16 protein-coding genes and 1 tRNA gene are annotated in these 19,770 nt (G+C 40.9%); 12 read left to right on the forward strand and 5 right to left on the reverse strand.

The genetic code is table 11. The annotated features are described in order from the left end of the window. Positions 1-411: 411 nt before the first annotated feature. The gene (locus tag CYLST_RS00170; RefSeq protein ID WP_015205679.1) at positions 412-2,736 is read right to left on the reverse strand and encodes an IMS domain-containing protein; all 2,325 of its coding nucleotides are present in this window, start codon (positions 2,734-2,736) and stop codon (positions 412-414) included. Positions 2,737-2,848: 112 nt separating this feature from the next. Here CYLST_RS00170 and CYLST_RS36305 point away from each other — a divergent pair, with 112 nt between their 5' ends. From CYLST_RS36305 to CYLST_RS00190, 5 genes are all read left to right on the forward strand, one after another. Beyond that, positions 2,849-2,971 carry a hypothetical protein gene (locus tag CYLST_RS36305; protein WP_281172804.1) on the forward strand — a complete coding sequence of 41 codons (123 nt, stop codon included), beginning with the start codon at positions 2,849-2,851 and terminating at the stop codon, positions 2,969-2,971. Positions 2,972-3,515: 544 nt separating this feature from the next. Further along, positions 3,516-4,553 carry a pyruvate dehydrogenase (acetyl-transferring) E1 component subunit alpha gene (pdhA, locus tag CYLST_RS00175; RefSeq protein ID WP_015205680.1) on the forward strand — a complete coding sequence of 346 codons (1,038 nt, stop codon included), beginning with the start codon at positions 3,516-3,518 and terminating at the stop codon, positions 4,551-4,553. A gap of 82 nt (positions 4,554-4,635) precedes the next feature. Then, positions 4,636-5,514, forward strand: coding sequence for an aldose epimerase family protein (locus CYLST_RS00180; protein ID WP_015205681.1), 879 nt, complete (start codon positions 4,636-4,638; stop codon positions 5,512-5,514). 49 nt (positions 5,515-5,563) lie between these two features. Further along, positions 5,564-5,635 (forward strand) — tRNA-Lys (locus CYLST_RS00185). 608 nt (positions 5,636-6,243) lie between these two features. Beyond that, a complete protein-coding gene (locus tag CYLST_RS00190) occupies positions 6,244-9,192 on the forward strand; it encodes a hypothetical protein (RefSeq protein WP_172642144.1) in 2,949 nt (982 codons plus the stop codon). Between the two features lie 220 nt (positions 9,193-9,412). Here CYLST_RS00190 and CYLST_RS00195 read toward each other — a convergent pair whose 3' ends face one another. Both CYLST_RS00195 and CYLST_RS00200 read right to left on the reverse strand, forming a co-directional pair. After that, positions 9,413-9,673 carry a hypothetical protein gene (locus tag CYLST_RS00195; protein ID WP_015205683.1) on the reverse strand — a complete coding sequence of 87 codons (261 nt, stop codon included), beginning with the start codon at positions 9,671-9,673 and terminating at the stop codon, positions 9,413-9,415. 5 nt (positions 9,674-9,678) lie between these two features. Then, on the reverse strand, positions 9,679-9,906 hold the full coding sequence (locus CYLST_RS00200) for a hypothetical protein (RefSeq protein ID WP_015205684.1): 228 nt from the start codon (positions 9,904-9,906) through the stop codon (positions 9,679-9,681). A gap of 261 nt (positions 9,907-10,167) precedes the next feature. Here CYLST_RS00200 and CYLST_RS00205 point away from each other — a divergent pair, with 261 nt between their 5' ends. Then, positions 10,168-11,658, forward strand: a complete 1,491-nt coding sequence (locus CYLST_RS00205) for a catalase (RefSeq protein WP_015205685.1) — start codon at positions 10,168-10,170, stop codon at positions 11,656-11,658. A gap of 85 nt (positions 11,659-11,743) precedes the next feature. On the opposite strand, the gene CYLST_RS00210 is transcribed toward CYLST_RS00205, so the two are convergent. Next, a complete protein-coding gene (locus tag CYLST_RS00210; protein WP_015205686.1) occupies positions 11,744-12,025 on the reverse strand; it encodes a type II toxin-antitoxin system RelE/ParE family toxin in 282 nt (93 codons plus the stop codon). Then, the gene (locus CYLST_RS00215) at positions 12,025-12,243 is read right to left on the reverse strand and encodes a hypothetical protein (protein ID WP_015205687.1); all 219 of its coding nucleotides are present in this window, start codon (positions 12,241-12,243) and stop codon (positions 12,025-12,027) included. Before CYLST_RS00215 ends, CYLST_RS00210 begins: the two co-directional genes overlap by 1 nt. Before the next feature lie 359 nt (positions 12,244-12,602). Between CYLST_RS00215 and bchB the strand changes: the two genes are divergently transcribed. From bchB to CYLST_RS00245, 6 genes are all read left to right on the forward strand, one after another. Next, positions 12,603-14,129: a ferredoxin:protochlorophyllide reductase (ATP-dependent) subunit B gene (gene bchB / locus CYLST_RS00220; protein ID WP_015205688.1), complete on the forward strand. Its 1,527-nt coding sequence runs from the start codon at positions 12,603-12,605 to the stop codon at positions 14,127-14,129. Positions 14,130-14,282: 153 nt separating this feature from the next. Next, positions 14,283-14,612, forward strand: coding sequence for a Txe/YoeB family addiction module toxin (locus tag CYLST_RS00225; RefSeq protein WP_015205689.1), 330 nt, complete (start codon positions 14,283-14,285; stop codon positions 14,610-14,612). A 178-nt stretch (positions 14,613-14,790) separates the two neighbouring features. Continuing rightward, positions 14,791-15,081, forward strand: coding sequence for a type II toxin-antitoxin system Phd/YefM family antitoxin (locus CYLST_RS00230; protein WP_015205691.1), 291 nt, complete (start codon positions 14,791-14,793; stop codon positions 15,079-15,081). Further along, complete coding sequence (locus tag CYLST_RS00235; RefSeq protein ID WP_015205692.1) at positions 15,062-15,361, forward strand: Txe/YoeB family addiction module toxin; 300 nt, start codon at positions 15,062-15,064, stop codon at positions 15,359-15,361. Before CYLST_RS00230 ends, CYLST_RS00235 begins: the two co-directional genes overlap by 20 nt. A 20-nt stretch (positions 15,362-15,381) precedes the next feature. After that, positions 15,382-15,723, forward strand: coding sequence for a hypothetical protein (locus CYLST_RS00240; RefSeq protein WP_015205693.1), 342 nt, complete (start codon positions 15,382-15,384; stop codon positions 15,721-15,723). Positions 15,724-16,601: 878 nt separating this feature from the next. Then, a complete protein-coding gene (locus tag CYLST_RS00245; RefSeq protein WP_015205694.1) occupies positions 16,602-19,730 on the forward strand; it encodes a plasmid replication protein, CyRepA1 family in 3,129 nt (1,042 codons plus the stop codon). Positions 19,731-19,770: the final 40 nt, after the last annotated feature.

A 19,770-nucleotide genomic window follows, 5' to 3' on the forward strand; every position in this document is an offset into this window, starting at 1 on the left:
TTTGTTAAATAAATATTAACCACTAACCCACCTTAGGGATCAAGGGGTCTCAAGGCGCTTTTTTGCCTATGTTACGAAGTTATAAGCTCTTTGGGGATCAATTTGTCACGTTTTCATGACATTAGGGCTGATAAGCAGCTATCAGCCCAGCCCTAATGTCATAGTTCCATCACATTAAGCGGTGGGTGAGCTAAATCCCCCAATCTACAAGGGTTTCATTAAAGTTATCCTTTCATTGGTCAGCCTGATCCAAAATCTAGTCGTTAGATGCATAGACTCGGCGCGCAGCGCGGCATAACCCCATATCTTGGGTGAAAACGAGATGGTGAAAGCCGCCAACAAGCGTTGGCTTACCAATGAAAGTTCAGGTTTTTCCCAAGGGTAGGAGTTGGTCACAGCAATCGGGGAATGTCAAATGATCTGATTAACGACTGACATACCCTGAATTCGCCACACACCTTCCCGACGAATTAAATCATACCGGACGCGCAAATTTTCCTCAGAGGACTTTTTCAATTGACCATTTTCATAGAATTTTGTAATTTCCTTCACCGTAGCCTTTACCGCAACACGATTCGGGTCTGACTCAGTTTTATCAACAGATTCTACCTTCAGGCTATGGTCATACTTCCGATAGTGGTTTTCTACCCGATTCTGCTGGGCAATTAGCCGCCATTGAGATAAGGCTGAACCTGCTAAAATCTGCTCTAAGCTATCAATTTCATGGCTCGGGCCTAGGGCTGTGGCTTTGGTAGATAGCCAAGTTTGAATAACTTCTTCTGCCGTTGCAGTTGTCAGCGCTCCCTCTGGTGGTTGCGGTTTGCTGTTGCGGTCAGGAATGGCGATTGGTGGTTGATTAAGTTGTACAGCCAACTGTTCCCCTTGCAAAGATGGTTTGGGGGAAAACAAACTGCTAATCCAGCCAAAAGTTGTGGAAACTAATAACCAGAAAACTAATATACCTGCCAATGAGATAAACACTGTCCAAACCAGCCGCGTTTTTCCTTCTAGTGTCTGGGCGAAAGTTCGCCGTCGCTGGGGATAACGCTGGCGCTCCAAAACTTGCTCTTGGATGTTAGTTTGGGTAGACTTGCGCCGCCGCCGCTTTTGGGTTGGAATAGGTGCAGCAGATGATTTAGACCCATTCGTGTGGTGCTTAATTCCTCTGTCCAGAGATTCAAGGGTCGGAAACTGTGCCACAGGTATTTCAGGTTTTTTACTCCCAGATGTAGCTGTAGGTGAAGCATTGCCTCTGGGTGGCGATGGGTGAGAATTTTCAGGTTTTTCTGTGATTGCTGCTTCTGGCAACTCAGGGTCAGGTGTAGAACTGTGGTTAAATTGTTGAGCTACCCCAGTCGAATTGCTACGGCGACGCCGGGGATGATTTGCCTGTGGTTGGGGAAATGGCTGGCGGTTAATCACAGCCCATTCATTAGTTGTTTCTGCATCCGTTGGCAGCGCTTCTAAATAAGCTTGCACCTGTTGGTCAGCAAAATAATCTTTGAGGGAAGCTTGCTGTCTTGTTAAATCGCGGAAGTGGGGAAACACTTCTTGTTGCAACCACTGTTCGCCATAGAGACACAGTCCTGGTAGTAAGTCTGGTGAGTCTTGAGATTTCTCGCGAATAAAAGCTAAAGCTTCATATTCCTGACTCATTTCTAAAACACGGGTGGCTTCTTCTGTTTGCCCCAGTAAAAGGGCACATAGGGATTGTTCTAAATGCACATCTTGGCGCTTACCCAGACGCATCAGCATTTGCTTTGCTTGCCGAATTAATGCTGGTTGGCGTTGGGCAAATCCCCGTGCTATCAAAGCATAGACAGCTAAATATGTAGCGACAGCTGAGGGACGCTTGCTTTCGGCTTCAAAGAGCTTGTGCTGTTCTGCGACTGTTAAATAGTTGCGTAACTGCTGGATAAATCGCAGAAAATCATCTACGTTTAAACCCGATTCATCATTGCCAGTGCCATCAATGCCGCCACGGTCTTCTAAAATGTTCTGCAATAATTCTAAACCTTGGCGGCGTTCAGCAGTCTTTTCTTGAGGTAGTGCCAGTAACTCCAAAATTCGGTATGGTCGCAGCTTGTTCAGATCCGCCGCCATTTCCGCTTGGACGCCGGAGAATAGCCCGTACCGTGACAACAATTCCTCACCAGTTTCTAGGGATATGGCGGTATTTTCGTAGTGACCTTGCTGCCATTGTTCACGACCGAGTTCTAGGCAAGCTAGGGCAACGGTGAGAATAATGTCTGGTAGTTCAGCACTGTTGAGGACGGACTCGCTGGCCAGACCATTGCCCGCTTTGGCATCGACTGCAACATTTTTATTCACCAAATAGGGACGACCTAGTTTCAGCACAAGTTCGTATTCCCCTAGCTCTTGGAGAATTAATAGCGCCCCAACTAATTCCTCTTGGGCGATTTCGATGCTCAGACTCTGGGCATCATGCTCCCTGTGGTTGCTTTCTGTGTGATTTTCCGTTGCCACTGTAGCAGCAGATCTATCAGGATCATAGGCATGAGCAAGGTACAGCTGATCGTACTTGCTGCGGTCTTTTGGCTCTGATAAAACTACGAAAGCTTCTTCTATAAGTTGTTTACGAGAAGAGATTGCTGCGGTTGAATATTCACGTCTTGGCAATTGTACAATGCGATCGCTGTATGCCTGCCGCAATTGTTCTTCACTTGCCGCTAACGGTAGTCCTAAAATTCGGTAGTAATCTAGCGGAATTCGCACAGCCTACTTCCCCTGCACCGTGTTCGCGTAGCATCTCGTAGAGATCGACATAATTCACCTAGAGCGTTCCAGGCATGTACAACCGTGCCATAAAAATAACTTTAATAATACCGTGTCGAATTTACACTATAAGTGTATATTGCCACAGCGCTTTTTGTGCTTTCCCGAAATTTTAGTCATCATTTTAAGATTAATTTTTGGCGATCGCCGCGATCGCGGCAGTTTTTTGTGTTAATTCTTAGGATTTTTTAGTTGAACACAACCACCATCAGCTTTGAACACCTGCAAACACAACAACTGCTCTTGGTGGTGGCATAAGTATTGCACTCGCCCGAATCGACGATTTATTCTCTTTTTGGGACTTGGACAGGTATGCGGTGAGCGAAACACCACTAACGCTGGCTAATCTTAGTAACTAGAGAGAAAGAATATATCATGATTTTCCTTTAATGACAATTATTTAGGTAGGTATAAATATTTTTGCATCCATTTCCTTTAAATTGTTTATGGATATGCAGAAAGCCAGCTATCCTGACTGCTACCCTATTGAAGGAAGTGCATGGGGAACACAAAAAGTAGCGGATTTTACCTTTAGGACAAAAAAAATCAAAAAGCAAAAATTCAAAAATCACCCGTTCCCTATGTTCCTTTTTTGGTGCATAAATAAAACTTGATTGTGGACTCTTGCCAACGCTAGCTTGTTAAAAGCTAACGTTAAATGAGACCAACTTCATTTAAAACAGTAGTTTTAAGTCGTACAACAGGGATATTCCAAAATCATGGTACAAGAACGCACGTTACCCAAATTTAATACTGCCACCGTCCAGATTACCAAGGAAGAAGGGTTGCGGTTGTACGAAGACATGACTTTAGGGCGCTTTTTTGAAGATAAATGCGCTGAAATGTACTACAGGGGCAAAATGTTTGGTTTTGTCCACCTCTACAACGGTCAAGAAGCCGTTTCTAGCGGCATTATTAGAGGAGCCATGCGACCGGGTGAAGATTATGTTTCTAGCACCTACCGCGACCACGTTCATGCTCTAAGTGCGGGAGTACCAGCAAGAGAGGTGATGGCAGAATTATTTGGCAAAGCTACCGGTTGCAGCAAAGGGCGCGGTGGTTCGATGCATATGTTTTCTGCGGAGCATCGCTTGTTAGGTGGTTATGCTTTCGTAGCTGAAGGTATTCCTGTCGCAGCTGGTGCAGCATTCCAAAGCAAATACCGCCGCGAAGTCTTGGGAGACAAAAACGCTGACCAAGTGACAGCTTGCTTTTTTGGCGATGGTGCTGCTAACAACGGTCAATTTTTTGAAACATTAAATATGGCGGCTCTTTGGAAACTGCCAATTCTTTTTGTGGTAGAAAATAATAAGTGGGCAATTGGTATGGCTCACGAACGGGCAACTTCCCAGCCTGAGATTTACAAAAAAGCCAGTGTGTTTAACATGGCGGGTGTGGAAGTAGATGGTATGGATGTGCTGGCGGTGCGAGCCGTAGCCCAAGAAGCTGTCGCCCGTGCCCGTGCAGGTGAAGGACCAACCTTAATCGAAGCTATGACCTACCGCTTCCGGGGTCACTCTTTGGCAGACCCGGATGAACTGCGGAGCAAGGCTGAGAAAGACTTCTGGTTTGCCCGTGACCCAATTAAGAAGCTGGCTGCTGATTTGTTGGAGAAAAAGCTGGTAGATGAGGCAGAACTCAAAGCGATTGAGCGGAAAATTCAGGCTGTAATTGACGAAGCTGTTAAGTTCGCTGAAAGCAGCCCCGAACCAGACCCCAGCGAGTTGTATCGCTTTGTGTTTGCCGAAGACGAGTAAATAATCAGGTAATGGGTAATGGGTAATAGTTTTTTCCCAATTACCAATTACCAATTACCAATTACCAATTAGGAACAAATTTGTGTTTGCGATCGCACTTCAACAGCAACAGTACAAAACCTACATCCTTTCTGATAACGCTTCTCGCGCCCAACTAGAAGTTGTGCCAGAACGCGGCGGTATCATCACCCGTTGGCGTGTCCAAGGGCAAGAAATGCTCTATTTAGACGCTGAACGCTTTACCCATCCTGATTTGAGCGTCAGGGGTGGAGTGCCGATTTTATTTCCCATCTGCGGCAACTTACCGGATAATACTTACACCCATAACGGGCAGCAGTATACTCTCAAACAACACGGTTTTGCTCGTGAATTACCTTGGGAAGTAACTGACCAAGTAACCAAAGATCAAGCTAGTCTCACTGTCGTCCTCAAGAGCAACGAGCAAACAAAGGCAGTTTATCCCTTTGACTTTCAACTGGCTTTCACCTACGAACTCCAAGGTAATACCTTAGAAATTCGCCAAGAGTATCAAAATCTGTCATCCACACCAATGCCGTTTTCGGCTGGTTTCCATCCCTATTTTGCAGTGGGTGATAAAACTCAGCTAGAGTTTGAAATTCCCTCTGGGCAGTATTTAGACCAGCAAACCAAAGAAGTTCACCCCTTTAACGGCAATTTCGACTTTAGCCGGGATGAAATGGATTTTGCCTTTGGACAGCTAACGGGTCAATCTGCCGCTGTCGTCGATCATCGCCGCAAGCTAAAACTCACCCTAGATTACGATGAGATTTATCCTTGGCTGGTGTTTTGGACGCTTAAGGGCAAAGAATTCTACTGTCTAGAGCCGTGGACTGCTCCTCGTAACTCCCTGAACACTGGTGAAAACCTGACTGTGTTGGCTCCTGGAGCTAGCTGCACTGCTTCTGTGCGGTTAACAGCAAATCTTTTCTCAGCCCCTTGACATACTCCCATCTCATGATGGTACAATGGGAAAGTTGAAAAACGCAAAAGGGTCGCTAACTCAACGGTAGAGTACTCGGCTTTTAACCGATTAGTTCCGGGTTCGAATCCCGGGCGACCCATTTTTTAGGAATAGATGCTCGCTGATGCCACGAAGATGAAGGCAGAGGCGAGCATTGTTGTGTTTGGGGAGATTGAAACAGGGACGGTGCGCTTGAGTGGGGGGGAGATAAGCTGACAATCCTATAATTTGCATACCATCATTCAATCTAACTCTTGTAGGGTGGGCATCCTGCCTGCCCTTGATGTTCAAATTAAAAAGTCCAATAGCTTATAACCATTTCAAAACAATTATCACTGTACAAAATTTAATTCAAGATAGAAAATAGCTGTCTTACGTGTAAATACTTAGTTTGTTGTATATTAAAATAGTATAAGTTATAATCATCCTGGTAAGTAGGTGGGCGTAAAAAAATATAAGATAGACCTAACCCCCAACCCCTTCCCTGCAAGGGAAGGGGAGTAAGATTAAAGCCTCACCCAAGAGCAGGGGAGAGGTTTGGAGAGAGGTCTTATATTTAATTCAGCCCATCTACTTACTAGCAGCTTTAGTGCGTCTTTAAATTTTGGGTTGATTATAAGAAATATGATTTTGAAAAAATTCAAAAACAATTTGTCAGGTAGATTGAAACACCTGCAAGTATTTCAGGCTGGGAATCTGCGGAGTTTAGTGAATAAAAAAGTAATTTGGTATGGAGTTAACTTTGTAGGTGGTATGAGTCTGGGATATGTTTTGGGATTAGTTAAGGCTCATGTAATTATTATCAATAAATTAGCTATGATTACTTTCAAAACTACAGCGATTAATTGGGATTTAATTATTTCTAAATTATCCTGGGTAAAAGATTGTTTTAACTGGATTATTTCAATAACGCCTAGCACAGGCTTTCTCTCAGATGTCGTAGCTTTTCAAGGAGCAATAATTGCTATTGCTATACCTCTCAGTTTGGAAATTATTTCTAGAATATCTGAGCGGTATCAATCAGGAGTTATTACAAAGAAATTTAGCCAAGAATGGGTAATAAAGCGACTGCCTATTATTTTAGTAATAGATATTATCAGTGCTATTAGCCTCAAATTTTTTGTTTATAATGATTCAGTTTCTTCTACTCTCGGCAAAATCATTGCATGGATTACATTTGGATTATTTTTAATTACGGTAGTTTTACTAAAATTATTCTTTGATATTCTTCGACGTTATATAACTGATACGACTTTCCTATTAGATGAGCTTTTCAAGGATATGGAGGAATTACTTAATCCCCAAACCCAAAATAAAAAAGTAGATAAAAAAGTTTTAAAATCAAAACAAAAACAATTCGTTGAGGCTCTTGAAGCTACTGGTGACATTTTAGTATTTGAAACAAAAAATAAGAAAGGAGAAGAAAAAATTAAAGAAGGGCTAAAGAGAATTGGGGAGAAAATGGGGCAATTTCTTGAAATGCAAAAAAGTAGACCTGAAGAATTTGAGCGGTTACTTTTATCTCAAGATTTTTTTGATATATATGAGAAGGATAAAACTAATGCTCAAATACTATTGGCATTGAATACTGAAAAACATCTTGTTTCATTTACAGCAGCAGTCAATCAACTTTTGAGAATCCGCGAAGCTGCTTTAGAAGTAAACAATATTGAGATTGGGCTTTTGGCAACTTATAATATTATCTATTTACTTAAAGATATATCACAAATACCTAATAATCCTTTATTGGTCGAACAACTGCTTAAAAGTCTTGCTGAAATCAGAAGAAGCATTAAACAAAACCAAGATGATTCAGCATATGATGTTACCATAAGCTGGTACAAATATATAGTTTTTAATAAATTGTTTGATATTTCATATTTAGAGCTATTTGATAGATACTTTTTTTCTTGTATTAAAGACATCATATCTAAAGCTCAAACTTCTCTGTTTAAGAGTTTAGTAGGTACTTTTGTTACAAGATCTATACAACTCCAGGGTTCAGGATATGAAAATATTGAGGATTATGTATCATTTGTCAGTGATTGCAATTATCAAAAATACAAAGAAATAGATGAAATATATCAGATAAATAGTAAAATAAAAACTTTAAAAGAACAAAGTCAATATATTCGTACAATAAAGCAGCAAGAGAGTTGTCTAGGAATTGTTAATGAAGTAGTAAAGTTACTACAACCTTGCTTTGGTGAAGTTCAAAAACAGGAAGCTAAACAAAAAGAAGATAAACTTAGAGAAGATATTACTTCTAATTTAAAGTTTAACAACCTTATAGATATTATGTTTGGGGCTGGAGCATACTGTATTTTCAAACAAAAATATGACTATATTGAGTATCTATGGAATTACAATCAACCATCTGATTCAAATGCAACCTGGTTAAATAATGATATTGTTCCTAACACACTTGGAGTTTTGATAAATTTTTATTTTAATCAAAGACCAAAAGATTATTCTTTTATTTGGGAGGATCATCACGGAAGTGAAATCTACTATAAAAAATATTTTTTGTTGCTGTTGCTTCGAGAATTTCAAAAAAATAATTGCCAAAAAACGATTGATCAATTTAGGTTATCTGATACTCTAGATTCCCGCGAATTAATTAATATACGTGACTCAGTAGACAGCTTTATCGAACTGGCTAATAAAATCAAAGATGATACGGACAGTTTAAGAACGATTGGATTTAATATTGCTAGTATTGACGATGATATTGAATCTGCGTTAATTCCATTTTTGGAGAGTTTGAAACCAAAAATTGAAAAGCAGATAAAGAGTTTATTAAAAATCCAACGTATCAGTTCTGATAAAGTCGATGAATTTAAAAAAGATTTAACTGAGAATTTTAATAAATCAACAATCATCAGAAATATTCTTAGTTATTATGAGTTGTACGAAGAGAGAATTCATGAGGTTTTAGAAGATAGAATTAGTCCATTTTCTAAAATACAGGACAAAGCTGCTTTTTTTGAAGAATGGTACTCCTCATATTCTGATATGGGTTTTACCTACGGTAGGGATTTAGCAAGAAACGAAAATTTAATAATTATAGATGAAATAGCCAATTTGTGCCAAGAGATTGATAATATTAAATTGGATACAACAATTGAGCTATTTAGAAACAATTTAGATGAATTAATTATTATTGCAATTAACTCCGCTCATAGATTCAACAAAAATACAGGTAAGTTTAATGCTAAATGGCAAAAAGATTATCCACAAATGAAAGTGCGAGGCTTTGAGGGTTGCTATAAATTTGGAGAGTGGGATATTCCAGTTTTTCGGGTGCGTGACAATACTATTAACGAGAGAATTTTAATCCTTGATAAGTCTAGACTCGGTAAATTAGTTCAGTATTCACCTAATAGTGAGATAAAGAGGGAAGAATTGACAGGTATATTTCATATCAGTGTTCAGTCTTTTTCAGAAAATCAAGAACTAATGAATAATTTGCTACAGAATCCACCAGACTGCTTAACCAATTTGGGTGATCAAGTCCAACAAAAAGATTATTTAGAGCAAAAGGTTCAAATCGAAATTTCTCAAACATTTCAGTTTGAGAAACATCAAGACTTTCAGGGGTATTTAATAAAATTATCTAATCAAGATTCTTCTAATTTAGATAACTTTATCTCGTAACATCATGTTTGATCCCAAAGTTAGAAGAATATCCCCAAGATACTTAGCCAGTAGGATGCATTACGCTTTAGCTAAATTACCTTCTCAACGTGCTTAGACATAGCCCGTTGTAGACATCGCCTTTTTGTTGGAATTGAGATTTTGAAAATGTGGAAAGTGCGATCGCGAACAGCGGGCGCTTTGCGCCATCGCATTTTTGTGATTGCTCTAAGTGCGATATTTATTCCTTTTCGTCCTCATCCGGCAAATTTTCCATCTCCTGGGCAATTAGCGACTGAAAATCATCTCCACAATGAACATGCAAATGAATTGCAGCAGCCAGCAACTCTGCCAGAATTTCAGCTTGTTGTCTAGCATTCAGGTGAGGTGACTGAAGCTGATAAATTAAAGCAGTGACAGTTTGGCATTCTGAGCCTAACTCAGTAATTAATGTACTTAAAGTAGAATTGGCAACAGGAAGGGAGCGATTGCGAATCTGCATAATAATTACTTCCCCAATCGTTTGAGTGCTTGCTGAATGCCTTTGTCAAAAGCACAAATTTCATTTTCCCAATGTCTGATTAAACCTTCATCGGGAAAGTTCTTTTCGTACTCTAGTCTAATCTTTTCTTGATGTTCAGCAATACGTGCATTCAGTGAGCGAATTGCTTTTCTGTGGTTTTTATTGCCCATAAAGTTGCCAGATGCACCCACATATTGCCACAAATGCCTCATGTTGTGGGCGTCTCCACCTTTACATTTTACCAATGGTTTCGCCTACTCTTGATGTTTTCGCAGTGCGATCGCCTTTGGCGGGGCGTAGCCCATCGCATCCAAAACTACTTTGTTGCATATTCATAGTCATATCGAGTATGATTTATATACGAACTCGATATGACTATGAATTAATTCGTTCTATAAATGAGCGCCTGTATGTCACCTGCCCAAAGTACACTTTTGGCCATCTAAGTAAATTAATTGAGAGCTTGTTTACCCATGACTGAACCCCAAAAATTGACAACTGCTGACGGTATCCCCGTTGCTGATAACCAGAACTCACTCACCGCTGGAGCGCGTGGCCCTGTATTAATCCAAGATTTCCACCTGATAGAAAAGCTGGCTCATTTCAACCGAGAACGAATCCCTGAGAGAGTTGTCCATGCTAAAGGTGCGGCGGCTTTCGGTACTTTTACAGTAACCAACGACATTACCCGCTACAGCAAAGCCAAACTTTTTTCAGAGATTGGCAAAAAAACCGAAGTTCTGCTGCGTCTTTCGACAGTCGGAGGAGAAAAGGGTTCAGCCGATGCCGAGCGTGACCCTAGAGGCTTTGCCCTCAAGTTTTATACTGAAGAAGGCAACTGGGATATTACAGGCAACAACACCCCTGTTTTCTTTATTCGCGACCCCCTCAAGTTTCCTGATTTCGTCCATACCCAAAAGCGCAATCCCCAAACCAATTGCAAAGACCATAATGCCATGTGGGATTTCTGGTCACTCAGTCCTGAATCACTCCACCAGGTGACGATTCTGTTTTCAGATCGGGGAATTCCGAAAAACTATCGACACATGGACGGTTTCGGTAGCCATACATTCAGTTTGATTAATGCTCAAGGCGATCGCGTTTGGTGCAAATTTCACTTCAAGACACTGCAAGGACACCAAACCTTAACCAATGAGGAATCGTCTAAGTTGAAGGGAGAAGACCCCGACCATGCAACGCGTGACTTGTTTAATGCGATCGCTCAAAAAGACTATCCCAAATGGCGGATGTGCCTTCAGGTGATGACAGAAGAGCAAGCCGCAAAACATCCAGACAACCCCTTCGATTTAACAAAAGTTTGGAAGCAAAAAGAATATCCCTTAATCGAAGTCGGAATTTTAGAGCTAAACCGCAACCCTGAGAATTATTTCGCCGAAGTTGAGCAAGCCGCTTTTAGCCCTAGTGCAGTAGTTCCCGGCGTTAGTTTCTCTCCAGACAAAGTTCTTCAAGCCCGCCTCTTTTCTTACCCAGATGCTCAACGGTATCGCTTGGGTGGTAACTATCAGCAACTACCCGTCAATCAGCCCAAATGTCCAGTCATGCATAACCAGCGAGATGGCTTGATGGCATCAGGAAACAATGGCGGTAGCGCTCTCAACTATGAACCGAATAGTGCTGAGGGTACGCCCAAAGAAACTTCATCTTATGCAGAGCCACCCCTACATCTAGGTGATGTTGCCATTGATCGTTACAATCATCGTCCAGGAAACGACGATTACACCCAGGCTGGTGATCTCTATCGGTTACTAAATCCTGAGCAACAGGAGCGCCTGGTTAAAAACATCCTTGGCAGTCTCAGTCAAGCCAGGCAAGATATCCAAATGCGTCAAATTTGCCACTTTTTCCGGGCAGATGTTTCCTATGGTCGGCGTGTAGCTGAGGGGTTAGGGATTTCAATTGATCCTTCAATGTTTCCTGCTACTGGTAAATCTGTAGCCGTCTAGAAGTTTGAACTACCCAACGCTGGACTGATTGCAGGTACAGCGTTGGCTTCTGGTTTCACTAGCTGTTGACTTTCCACTTTTCAGCTTAATACACATCATCATGAGAACCTAAAGTCAACAAAGAAATTGCTAATTCCCCAGAATCAGGATTAGGAACAAACTCAAATAATATACGGTTGTTATAGTCAATGGAACAAGCCCATGTACCCGATAAATCCCCCTTTAATTTATGAGTATGCAAGCTAGGATAAAACGGATCTTCAGCCAGGTTTTGTAATGTTTGCTCAACCAAAGAGCGTAATTGCGGATTCCAACGAGCTAGACGCTTAAAATCTCGTACAAACCCTGTACTCCATAATAGTTGCATCAACTATCCAACTCCGCCACTAAATCAGCAACAGTTCCACTACGCACTTCGCCTTTAGAATAAGCTTCACGAGCTTCTGCAACTGCTTTTAATAAGGCATCTCGTCGCTGTTGTTTGAGACGGTTTTGGATAATATCTATAAGAATAACTTGATCTTCTGGATCGAGTGCTTCTACAACTTCTATAGCTTGCTGTAATGTAGATGTTTTTTCTAGCATGATTAGTTAGTAAGTCTGATTCTAATTATATTTTAGTACTTACTAGGTCAATGGTTAAGCTAGGTATCAATAGTATCGAAAAATAACTGTAAATTTTAAGTATTCTTATATGGCAAGTGCTTGATGCCAAATTTATAAAAATATTTGTCAAATCATTAAGATTTATTTACATAAACAACATGAATATTGTTTAAACAGATGCCAAATCCCAAGCAGTAACGAGGTTTGAGCGATATCCCACACCAGCTAAACCCGCAACAAACCTTATTTATTCCTAGCCAGTAGGTTTGAGAAAATCAGAAACGATTTAATTAATCAAGCACTTATAGTTATTTCAGTTGAAACGGGAGAACACAAACATGAAATTAGCTTACTGGATGTATGCAGGGCCAGCCCACATCGGCACTTTGCGGATTGCTAGTTCATTTAAAAACGTGCATGCAATCATGCACGCTCCCATTGGTGACGACTACTTTAACGTCATGCGCTCCATGTTATCGCGGGAGAGAAACTTTACCCCAGTGACAACCAGCGTCGTTGACCGCAACGTTTTAGCCCGTGGTTCCCAAGAAAAGGTGGTAGACAACATCACCCGCAAAGATGCCGAGGAACACCCAGATTTGATTGTTTTAACTCCCACCTGCACCTCTAGCATTTTGCAAGAAGACTTGCACAACTTTGTCGAACGGGCGCAGCTGGAGGCGAAAGGGGACGTAATGCTGGCGGATGTGAACCACTACCGCTATAACGAACTGCAAGCCGCCGATCGCACTTTACACCAAATTGTCCAATACTACATTGAGAAAGCCCGGAAGCGGGGGGAACTACCAGAAGGTAAGACCGAAAAGCCCTCGGTTAACATCATCGGTACTTCCACCCTCGGTTTTCACAACAATCACGACTGCACCGAACTCAAACGGCTGATGGCTGATTTGGGGATTGAGGTAAATACCTTAATTCCTGAAGGTGCTTCGGTGAACGATTTGAAGAAAATGCCGAAAGCTTGGTTTAACTTGATTCCTTACCGTGAACTCGGTTTAGCCACAGCCCAATATCTAGAGGAACAATTTGGCACACCTTATATAGATATTACCCCGATGGGTGTGGTAGAAACTGCCCGTTGTATTCGCAAGATTCAGCAGGTGGTTAACGCCCAAGGTGCGGAAGTGGACTATGAAGAGTTCATCAATGAGCAAACTCTGCACGTATCTCAAGCGGCTTGGTTCTCTCGTTCTATCGACTGTCAGAACTTGACGGGTAAGAAAGCAGTGGTTTTTGGGGATAATACCCACGCTGCGGCGATGACCAAGATTTTAGCGCGGGAGATGGGGATTCATGTAGTTTGGGCTGGGACTTACTGCAAATATGATGCAGACTGGTTCCGCGAACAGGTGAGCGAATATTGCGATGAAGTGCTGATTACAGATGATCATGGCGCAATTGGGGATGCGATCGCTCGCGTTGAACCCTCCGCCATCTTCGGAACCCAAATGGAACGCCACGTTGGTAAGCGTTTGGACATTCCCTGCGGCGTCATTGCAGCACCAATTCACGTGCAAAACTTCCCCATTGGTTACAAACCATTTATGGGTTACGAAGGCACAAATCAAATCACAGATTTAATCTACAATTCCTTCACTTTAGGAATGGAAGATCACCTCTTAGAAATCTTTGGTGGTCACGATACCAAGGAAGTAATTAGTAGAGGAATTTCTGCTGATTCTGATTTGAGTTGGAGCAAAGATGGTCAAGCAGAACTGAACAAAATCCCTGGTTTCGTGCGCGGTAAAGTGAAGCGCAACACTGAAAAGTTTGCCCGTGAACGTGGGTTTAAAGAAATTACAACTGAGGTACTTTACGCCGCGAAGGAATCCGTCGGGGCATAGTTTCGGGGGTTAATTGAGAAGATTCAGGGGTAAGGATTTATTGAGGATCTTTACCCCTCAATTTTATTCACTAAAAGGCTTGACAAACAACTGAAGTCTGAACTAATATGGAATCTATTATGTAAATTACTATTTAAAATAACCAAATTAAATATGAATCAAGACACAGCGGCGTTATTTGCGGCAGTTCCTGATGCTGGCATTAAGCACAGTCAAGAAAAAGTTGCGCCTTATGCTGTATGTCATCCAGAATTTCTGGAAGACCTCACCTATTGGGTAGACACAAACCGCAAAACAGCTCTTCACGTGTTTAAGCTGATTGAAGCGATTATGCGAGATCCTTTTACAGGCATTGGTAAACCTGAACCTTTAAAATACCTAGATTCAAATACATGGTCACGACGACTTACCAAAGAACATCGTATTGTTTATCGAGTAAGTGATGACCGAATTGATTTTCTGCAAGCTCGATATCACTATTGAAATCATTATTTCAGTTAATACGCGAGCCTCTAACCAGTCAAGCTATGATGTAGTGGAAAGCGTACCTTACATCTTGTATCAACCCCAATAACCGCCTCAGAATCAATTCCCAGGCGAGTTAGTTAGCTCACTGAGAATGGTGCAAGATGTCAGGTACGGCATTAGGAAAAATACCACCATGTCCAACCAGACAAACTTGACTGATGCTCGTAATAACCTATCTGAACTCTGCGAACAAGTAATTGCAGATAGAGAAGTAGTGATTATTACCCGACAAGACGGTGAAAACGTCGCCCTTATTGCTGCTGATGAACTAGATAGTTTATTGGAAACAACTTATTTACTTCGCTCACCTAAAAATGCAGCACGTTTGTTAACTGCTTTAGAAAGAGCTAAATCTAGAACTTTAAAACCTCAAAATATCAACGAACTACGTCAGGAGTTGGGAATTGACGAAGAAGAAGGATGAACCCCAACCCCAGGAAAATAAAGTTCGAGATGCTGTCTTTCATCCAGAATTTCGGGAAGACCTCACCTTTTGGGTAGAAACAAACCGCAAAACTGCGCTGCGTGCGTTGAATCTAATTGAAGCGATTATGCGAGATCCTTTTACAGGTATTGGCAAACCTGAACCTTTAAAATACTTAGATTCAAATGCATGGTCGCGGCGGCTTACCCAAGAACATCGCATTGTTTATCTAGTAAGTGACGACCGCATCGACTTTCTGCAAGCTCGATATCACTACTGAAACCTGGGGAAGTGCAGAACATGATACAAGACAGACAGCTTAAAGCAGAAAAAATCAAACTCATGGCTGATTATGGATGTTATCCGCTATGGTGGGATAGTTCTGATAAAGCTGGTGATATTGACCCGGAAACATTGTCATTAAGTAAAGAAACAATTACCCGTTTAGAAAAATGGGCAGACGTTTATGATGCAAAATTGAACTGGGAAGATCCTGCTAACTCACCAGGTTTTAGTGCTGAAGAAGAAGCGGCTTTTGAGGAAGAAGGAATTAGTCTTTGGAAGCAACTGCAAATAGAACTTGCACCTAATTATGAAATTGTTTATTTCAGTGAGTCATTACGCAAAGTTGTAAATCATTAAAAATATTAATTTGTGCGTTAGGGAACGCACCCTACAGGATTTAGGTTTATAAACTAATGAAAAATCAAGGGCTTTCAACCCACGAAGGTGGGTTTTGTCTGTGTAGCCGCGATTTCCAATCGCCCATTTAAGTAATAAAAATTGAAAATATTAATTTGTGCGTTAGGGAACGCACCCTACAGGATTGAGATTTATAAACTAATGAAAAATTGAGGTTTTTTAACCCAGGTGGGTTTTGTTTGTGTAGACGCGATTTCTAATCGCCCATTTAAGTCATAAAAATTGAAATTATTAATTCGTGCGTTAGGGAACGCACCCTACAGGAATTTCTCTCTTCCCTTCGTGTCCTATCTCTTCGAGACGCTTCGCGAACGCGTTCTTCGCGGTTAGTTAAAAAAATGCTCAACGAAGCGAGAAAACCCAAAATGCGATCTATTTTGAGGTGAGACGACAACAAAGCATTGAAAAGATGTGGACAATAACACAATCTTGAGGATACTTTATTATCTCAGATTAAAATCAGACCAGCGATATATATTTGTAATACTTCTAAAAAGATTTAGTTATTTTTATTACATTTATACAGATGGCTATTACACCTTGACAAAATCTGCTGTCTAAAGCTAGCAGTACATTTCTACTATTTCCTAAAAGGGAAAATTACTGATAAATAAAAATTTATAGAGCATAAATATCACAATCCAAACCCATCACATCCGCCATTCAACAGCCGAAATTACCTATTTCTGTGTTAACCGAAGTATCTCACATAACGATGTAACAAAAATATCCAGCCAATATGACCAATTCTTTAATAAAAAATCAGAATATGCATGCTAAGGTTTTAACTTCGTTGTCTTCCCATAGCGCCTCAGCCCATGCATCTGCATTATTTACACCCCCAACACCTTGAAGAATTAGTCAAGAGCAGCGGTATAGATTTACACTTGTGCCAGCTTAATTTTAAATCGCTCCAAGGTGAAAACGCTTATGAATACTTACTAATTTCTGAACAACTCCCCCGCACCAACACCGGAATGGTGAAAAGTGGGTGGTTGCAGCGTTATGCTCATATTACAGAAGGTGGTTGGTGGTGTTCTGGACTAGACCCCCTGAAAAATTGGCAAATCATGGAATGGGGATGCTTTAAACCAAGTCAACCCCGACAAAATCAAAATGGCAAATCTATTAAATACGAACATCCCCCCAGCACACCAACACGGGTGTTTTGTCTGCGGGTAACGCTGCAAATTTGGCAGCAAGTTGCCCAACGTTACAATTTAGCCATACCTGAAAATATCACCGTTTCTGCGGATGGGGAAGCGGAAGGTTTTTGGCAATGGGTGATGGAAAATAACATCTCCCTCATCATCTGCGAAGGTGTGAAAAAAGCGGCAACACTGCTAACACAAGGATATGCAGCAATTGCTATTCCCGGAATTACCAGCGGTTACCGAGTTGTTAAAGATGAATTTGGCAAAGTTACCCGTCGTCAACTAATTCCTGATTTAGCAGTTTTCGCCACAACTAACCGTAGCTTTTATATCTGCTTTGACTTTGAAACTCAAGCTAAGAAAATTGCCGCTGTCAATAATGCCATTTCCCAACTGGGTTGTTTATTTCAGCAGCAAAATTGCCCTGTTAAAGTTATTGAACTTCCAGGGATGGAAAAAGGTGTTGATGAATTTATTGTTACCAAAGGGGCAAGTAATTTTGATAAACTTTATCGCCAAAGCGTTGATTTAGAAATTTATCTTGCTCAAACTAAACCCCATAATGAGTTAACAATTCCGGCGGCGCTTACCGTCAACTGTCCTTATTTAGAAGAGATTCCTTTCCCTACATCTGGATTAGTGGGAGTTAAATCAGCTAAAGGAACAGGCAAAACCACAGGACTGCAAACCGTTGTTAAGCAAGCAAAAGGCAGAAATCAGCCTGTTTTATTAATTACTCACAGAATTCTGTTGGGGAGATTTTTGTGTGAAAAAATCGGGATTAATTGGGGAATAGGTAAAGAAGAATGGTTTTTGGAAGATGAACCCACATTACCGATTACAAAATTTCAATTACCCATTACTAAATCTTTTGGTTTGTGCGTTGATTCGATTTGGAGACTTAACCCGGAAGATTGGCAGGGGGCGATAGTAATTTTAGATGAAGTTGAGCAATCTTTGTGGCATTTGCTCAATAGTGAGACTTGTAAACAGAAGCGGGTCAAAATTCTCAGAGTATTCCAACAACTAATTTCTACAGTTTTGACAACTGGGGGGTTAGTGATTGCCCAAGATGCTGATTTATCAGATGTTTCTCTAGAATATTTGCAGGGTTTAGCAGGAATTAAATTAACGCCTTGGGTACTTATTAATCAGTGGAAACCTCAGCAAGGTTGGGATGTGACGTTTTATGATTCCCCAAATCCGACGCCGCTAATTCATCAACTTGAATTGGATTTACTTGCAGGACGTAAATGTTATGTAACTACCGATAGTCGCACTGGAAGATACAGTTGTGAAACTATTGAAAGTTATTTAAAGGAGCGTTTACAAAAGTTGCGACGGGAGTTTCCCAACACTCTGGTAGTTAGTAGCCACACTACTAATACACCTGGTCATGCTGCGGTTGATTTTATAGCAGCTATTAATCAAAAAATTACTGAATATAATACCGTTTTTGTTACTCCTAGCTTGGGTACGGGAATTAGTATTGATGTCCAACATTTTGACCGGGTTTATGGGATTTTTCAAGGGGTAATTCCTGACTCTGAAGCACGTCAAGCTTTAGCGAGAGTAAGGGATGACGTGCCGCGTGTTGTCTGGTGTGCTAAACGTGGTATTGGTTTAATTGGTAGTGGTAGTACAAATTATCGCTTGCTATCTTATTGGTATCAAGAAAATCAAAAAGAAAATTTGGCTTTGCTCAGTCCTCTACATAAAATAGATGTAGATTTACCTTTGGTTTATGACCCAATTCATTTACGAACCTGGGCAAAGTTATCAGCTAGGGTAAATGCTTCTATTCGCCTTTACCGTCAATCGATGCAAGATGGTTTAATTGCAGACGGGCATCAAATTTGGATGCGGAGTAATGCTGTCCATAATAATATTATTAGAGATTTACGACTGGCATTTTTTGCGGCTGACCCCCAGGATTTAGCAACCCGCAAAAGGTTAATATTGGAAATTGTTAAAGTCCAAAAAGATTGGGCAGAAAACAGACAAAAAGCTAAAGATATTAAACGCAAAATCAAAGATATTAAGCAGCAAAATCAATTGACGGCAGCATCTGCTGTGGCTAAGGCTAGGGATATTGATTATGTGGAATATGAGCAGTTATTAGCTAAACATTCTCTCAGTGATGGAGAACGCAACCAAATTAATAAATATATCCTGAGACAAAGGTATGGCGTTGAAGTTAGTCCTTTGCTGAAGTTGCAGGATGATAAGGGTTATTATGGACAATTGTTAACTCACTATTATCTAACACACGAAAGCGAGTATTTTTATGTTAGAGATCAACAAGAATGGTATCAGCAATTGTCTTGGGGTGAGGGTAAGGTTTTTCTGCCAGATTTAAAAACTTATACTCTGAAAGTTGAGGCAATGATAGCTCTAGGAATGCTACAGATTCTTGAACCAAAACGATTATTTAGCGAAGATGATGCTGATTTAATTTGGCTAAAAAATGCTGCTGTTCAGAGTAGTAAACACATTAAAAGGGCGCTGGGAATTGATTTGGTGAGGGGTAAGGAAGGTGTTTCGGGTATCAAAATTCTCGGACGACTGTTAAGTTTGCTGGGTTTGAAGCTGAAGCAGGTAAATGAGGTTTATCAAATTGATTCAGAAATGTTAGATGATGGTAGGAAAAAGATATTTGCAGTTTGGCATCAACGAGATGAGTTGATGTTGAATCATATCAAGGGTGTTGGTGATTTAGAATTGAAGTTTGGGCGTTTTGAAGGGCGACTAGAAGTCGCGGCTACACAAGCAAAACCCGCCTACGCGGGTTAAAGAGGTTGTACATTATTAGTGTCAGAGAGTGAATTTTAGT

The sequence above is a fragment of the Cylindrospermum stagnale PCC 7417 genome (genome assembly GCF_000317535.1).
In the GTDB taxonomy this organism is placed as follows: Bacteria; Cyanobacteriota; Cyanobacteriia; order Cyanobacteriales; family Nostocaceae; genus Cylindrospermum; species Cylindrospermum stagnale.

What these genes read in the sequence shown, in the direction of transcription:
- CYLST_RS00195 (WP_015205683.1), bottom strand. Translation starts at nt 9,673, where the DNA reads ATGCAGATTCGCAATCGCTCCCTTCCTGTTGCCAATTCTACTTTAAGT.
- CYLST_RS00240 (WP_015205693.1), top strand. Translation starts at nt 15,382, where the DNA reads ATGATACAAGACAGACAGCTTAAAGCAGAAAAAATCAAACTCATGGCT.
- CYLST_RS00225 (WP_015205689.1), top strand. Translation starts at nt 14,283, where the DNA reads ATGAATCAAGACACAGCGGCGTTATTTGCGGCAGTTCCTGATGCTGGC.
- CYLST_RS00205 (WP_015205685.1), top strand. Translation starts at nt 10,168, where the DNA reads ATGACTGAACCCCAAAAATTGACAACTGCTGACGGTATCCCCGTTGCT.
- CYLST_RS00215 (WP_015205687.1), bottom strand. Translation starts at nt 12,243, where the DNA reads ATGCTAGAAAAAACATCTACATTACAGCAAGCTATAGAAGTTGTAGAA.
- CYLST_RS00245 (WP_015205694.1), top strand. Translation starts at nt 16,602, where the DNA reads ATGCATCTGCATTATTTACACCCCCAACACCTTGAAGAATTAGTCAAG.
- pdhA (WP_015205680.1), top strand. Translation starts at nt 3,516, where the DNA reads ATGGTACAAGAACGCACGTTACCCAAATTTAATACTGCCACCGTCCAG.
- bchB (WP_015205688.1), top strand. Translation starts at nt 12,603, where the DNA reads ATGAAATTAGCTTACTGGATGTATGCAGGGCCAGCCCACATCGGCACT.
- CYLST_RS00200 (WP_015205684.1), bottom strand. Translation starts at nt 9,906, where the DNA reads ATGAGGCATTTGTGGCAATATGTGGGTGCATCTGGCAACTTTATGGGC.
- CYLST_RS00210 (WP_015205686.1), bottom strand. Translation starts at nt 12,025, where the DNA reads ATGCAACTATTATGGAGTACAGGGTTTGTACGAGATTTTAAGCGTCTA.
- CYLST_RS00230 (WP_015205691.1), top strand. Translation starts at nt 14,791, where the DNA reads ATGTCCAACCAGACAAACTTGACTGATGCTCGTAATAACCTATCTGAA.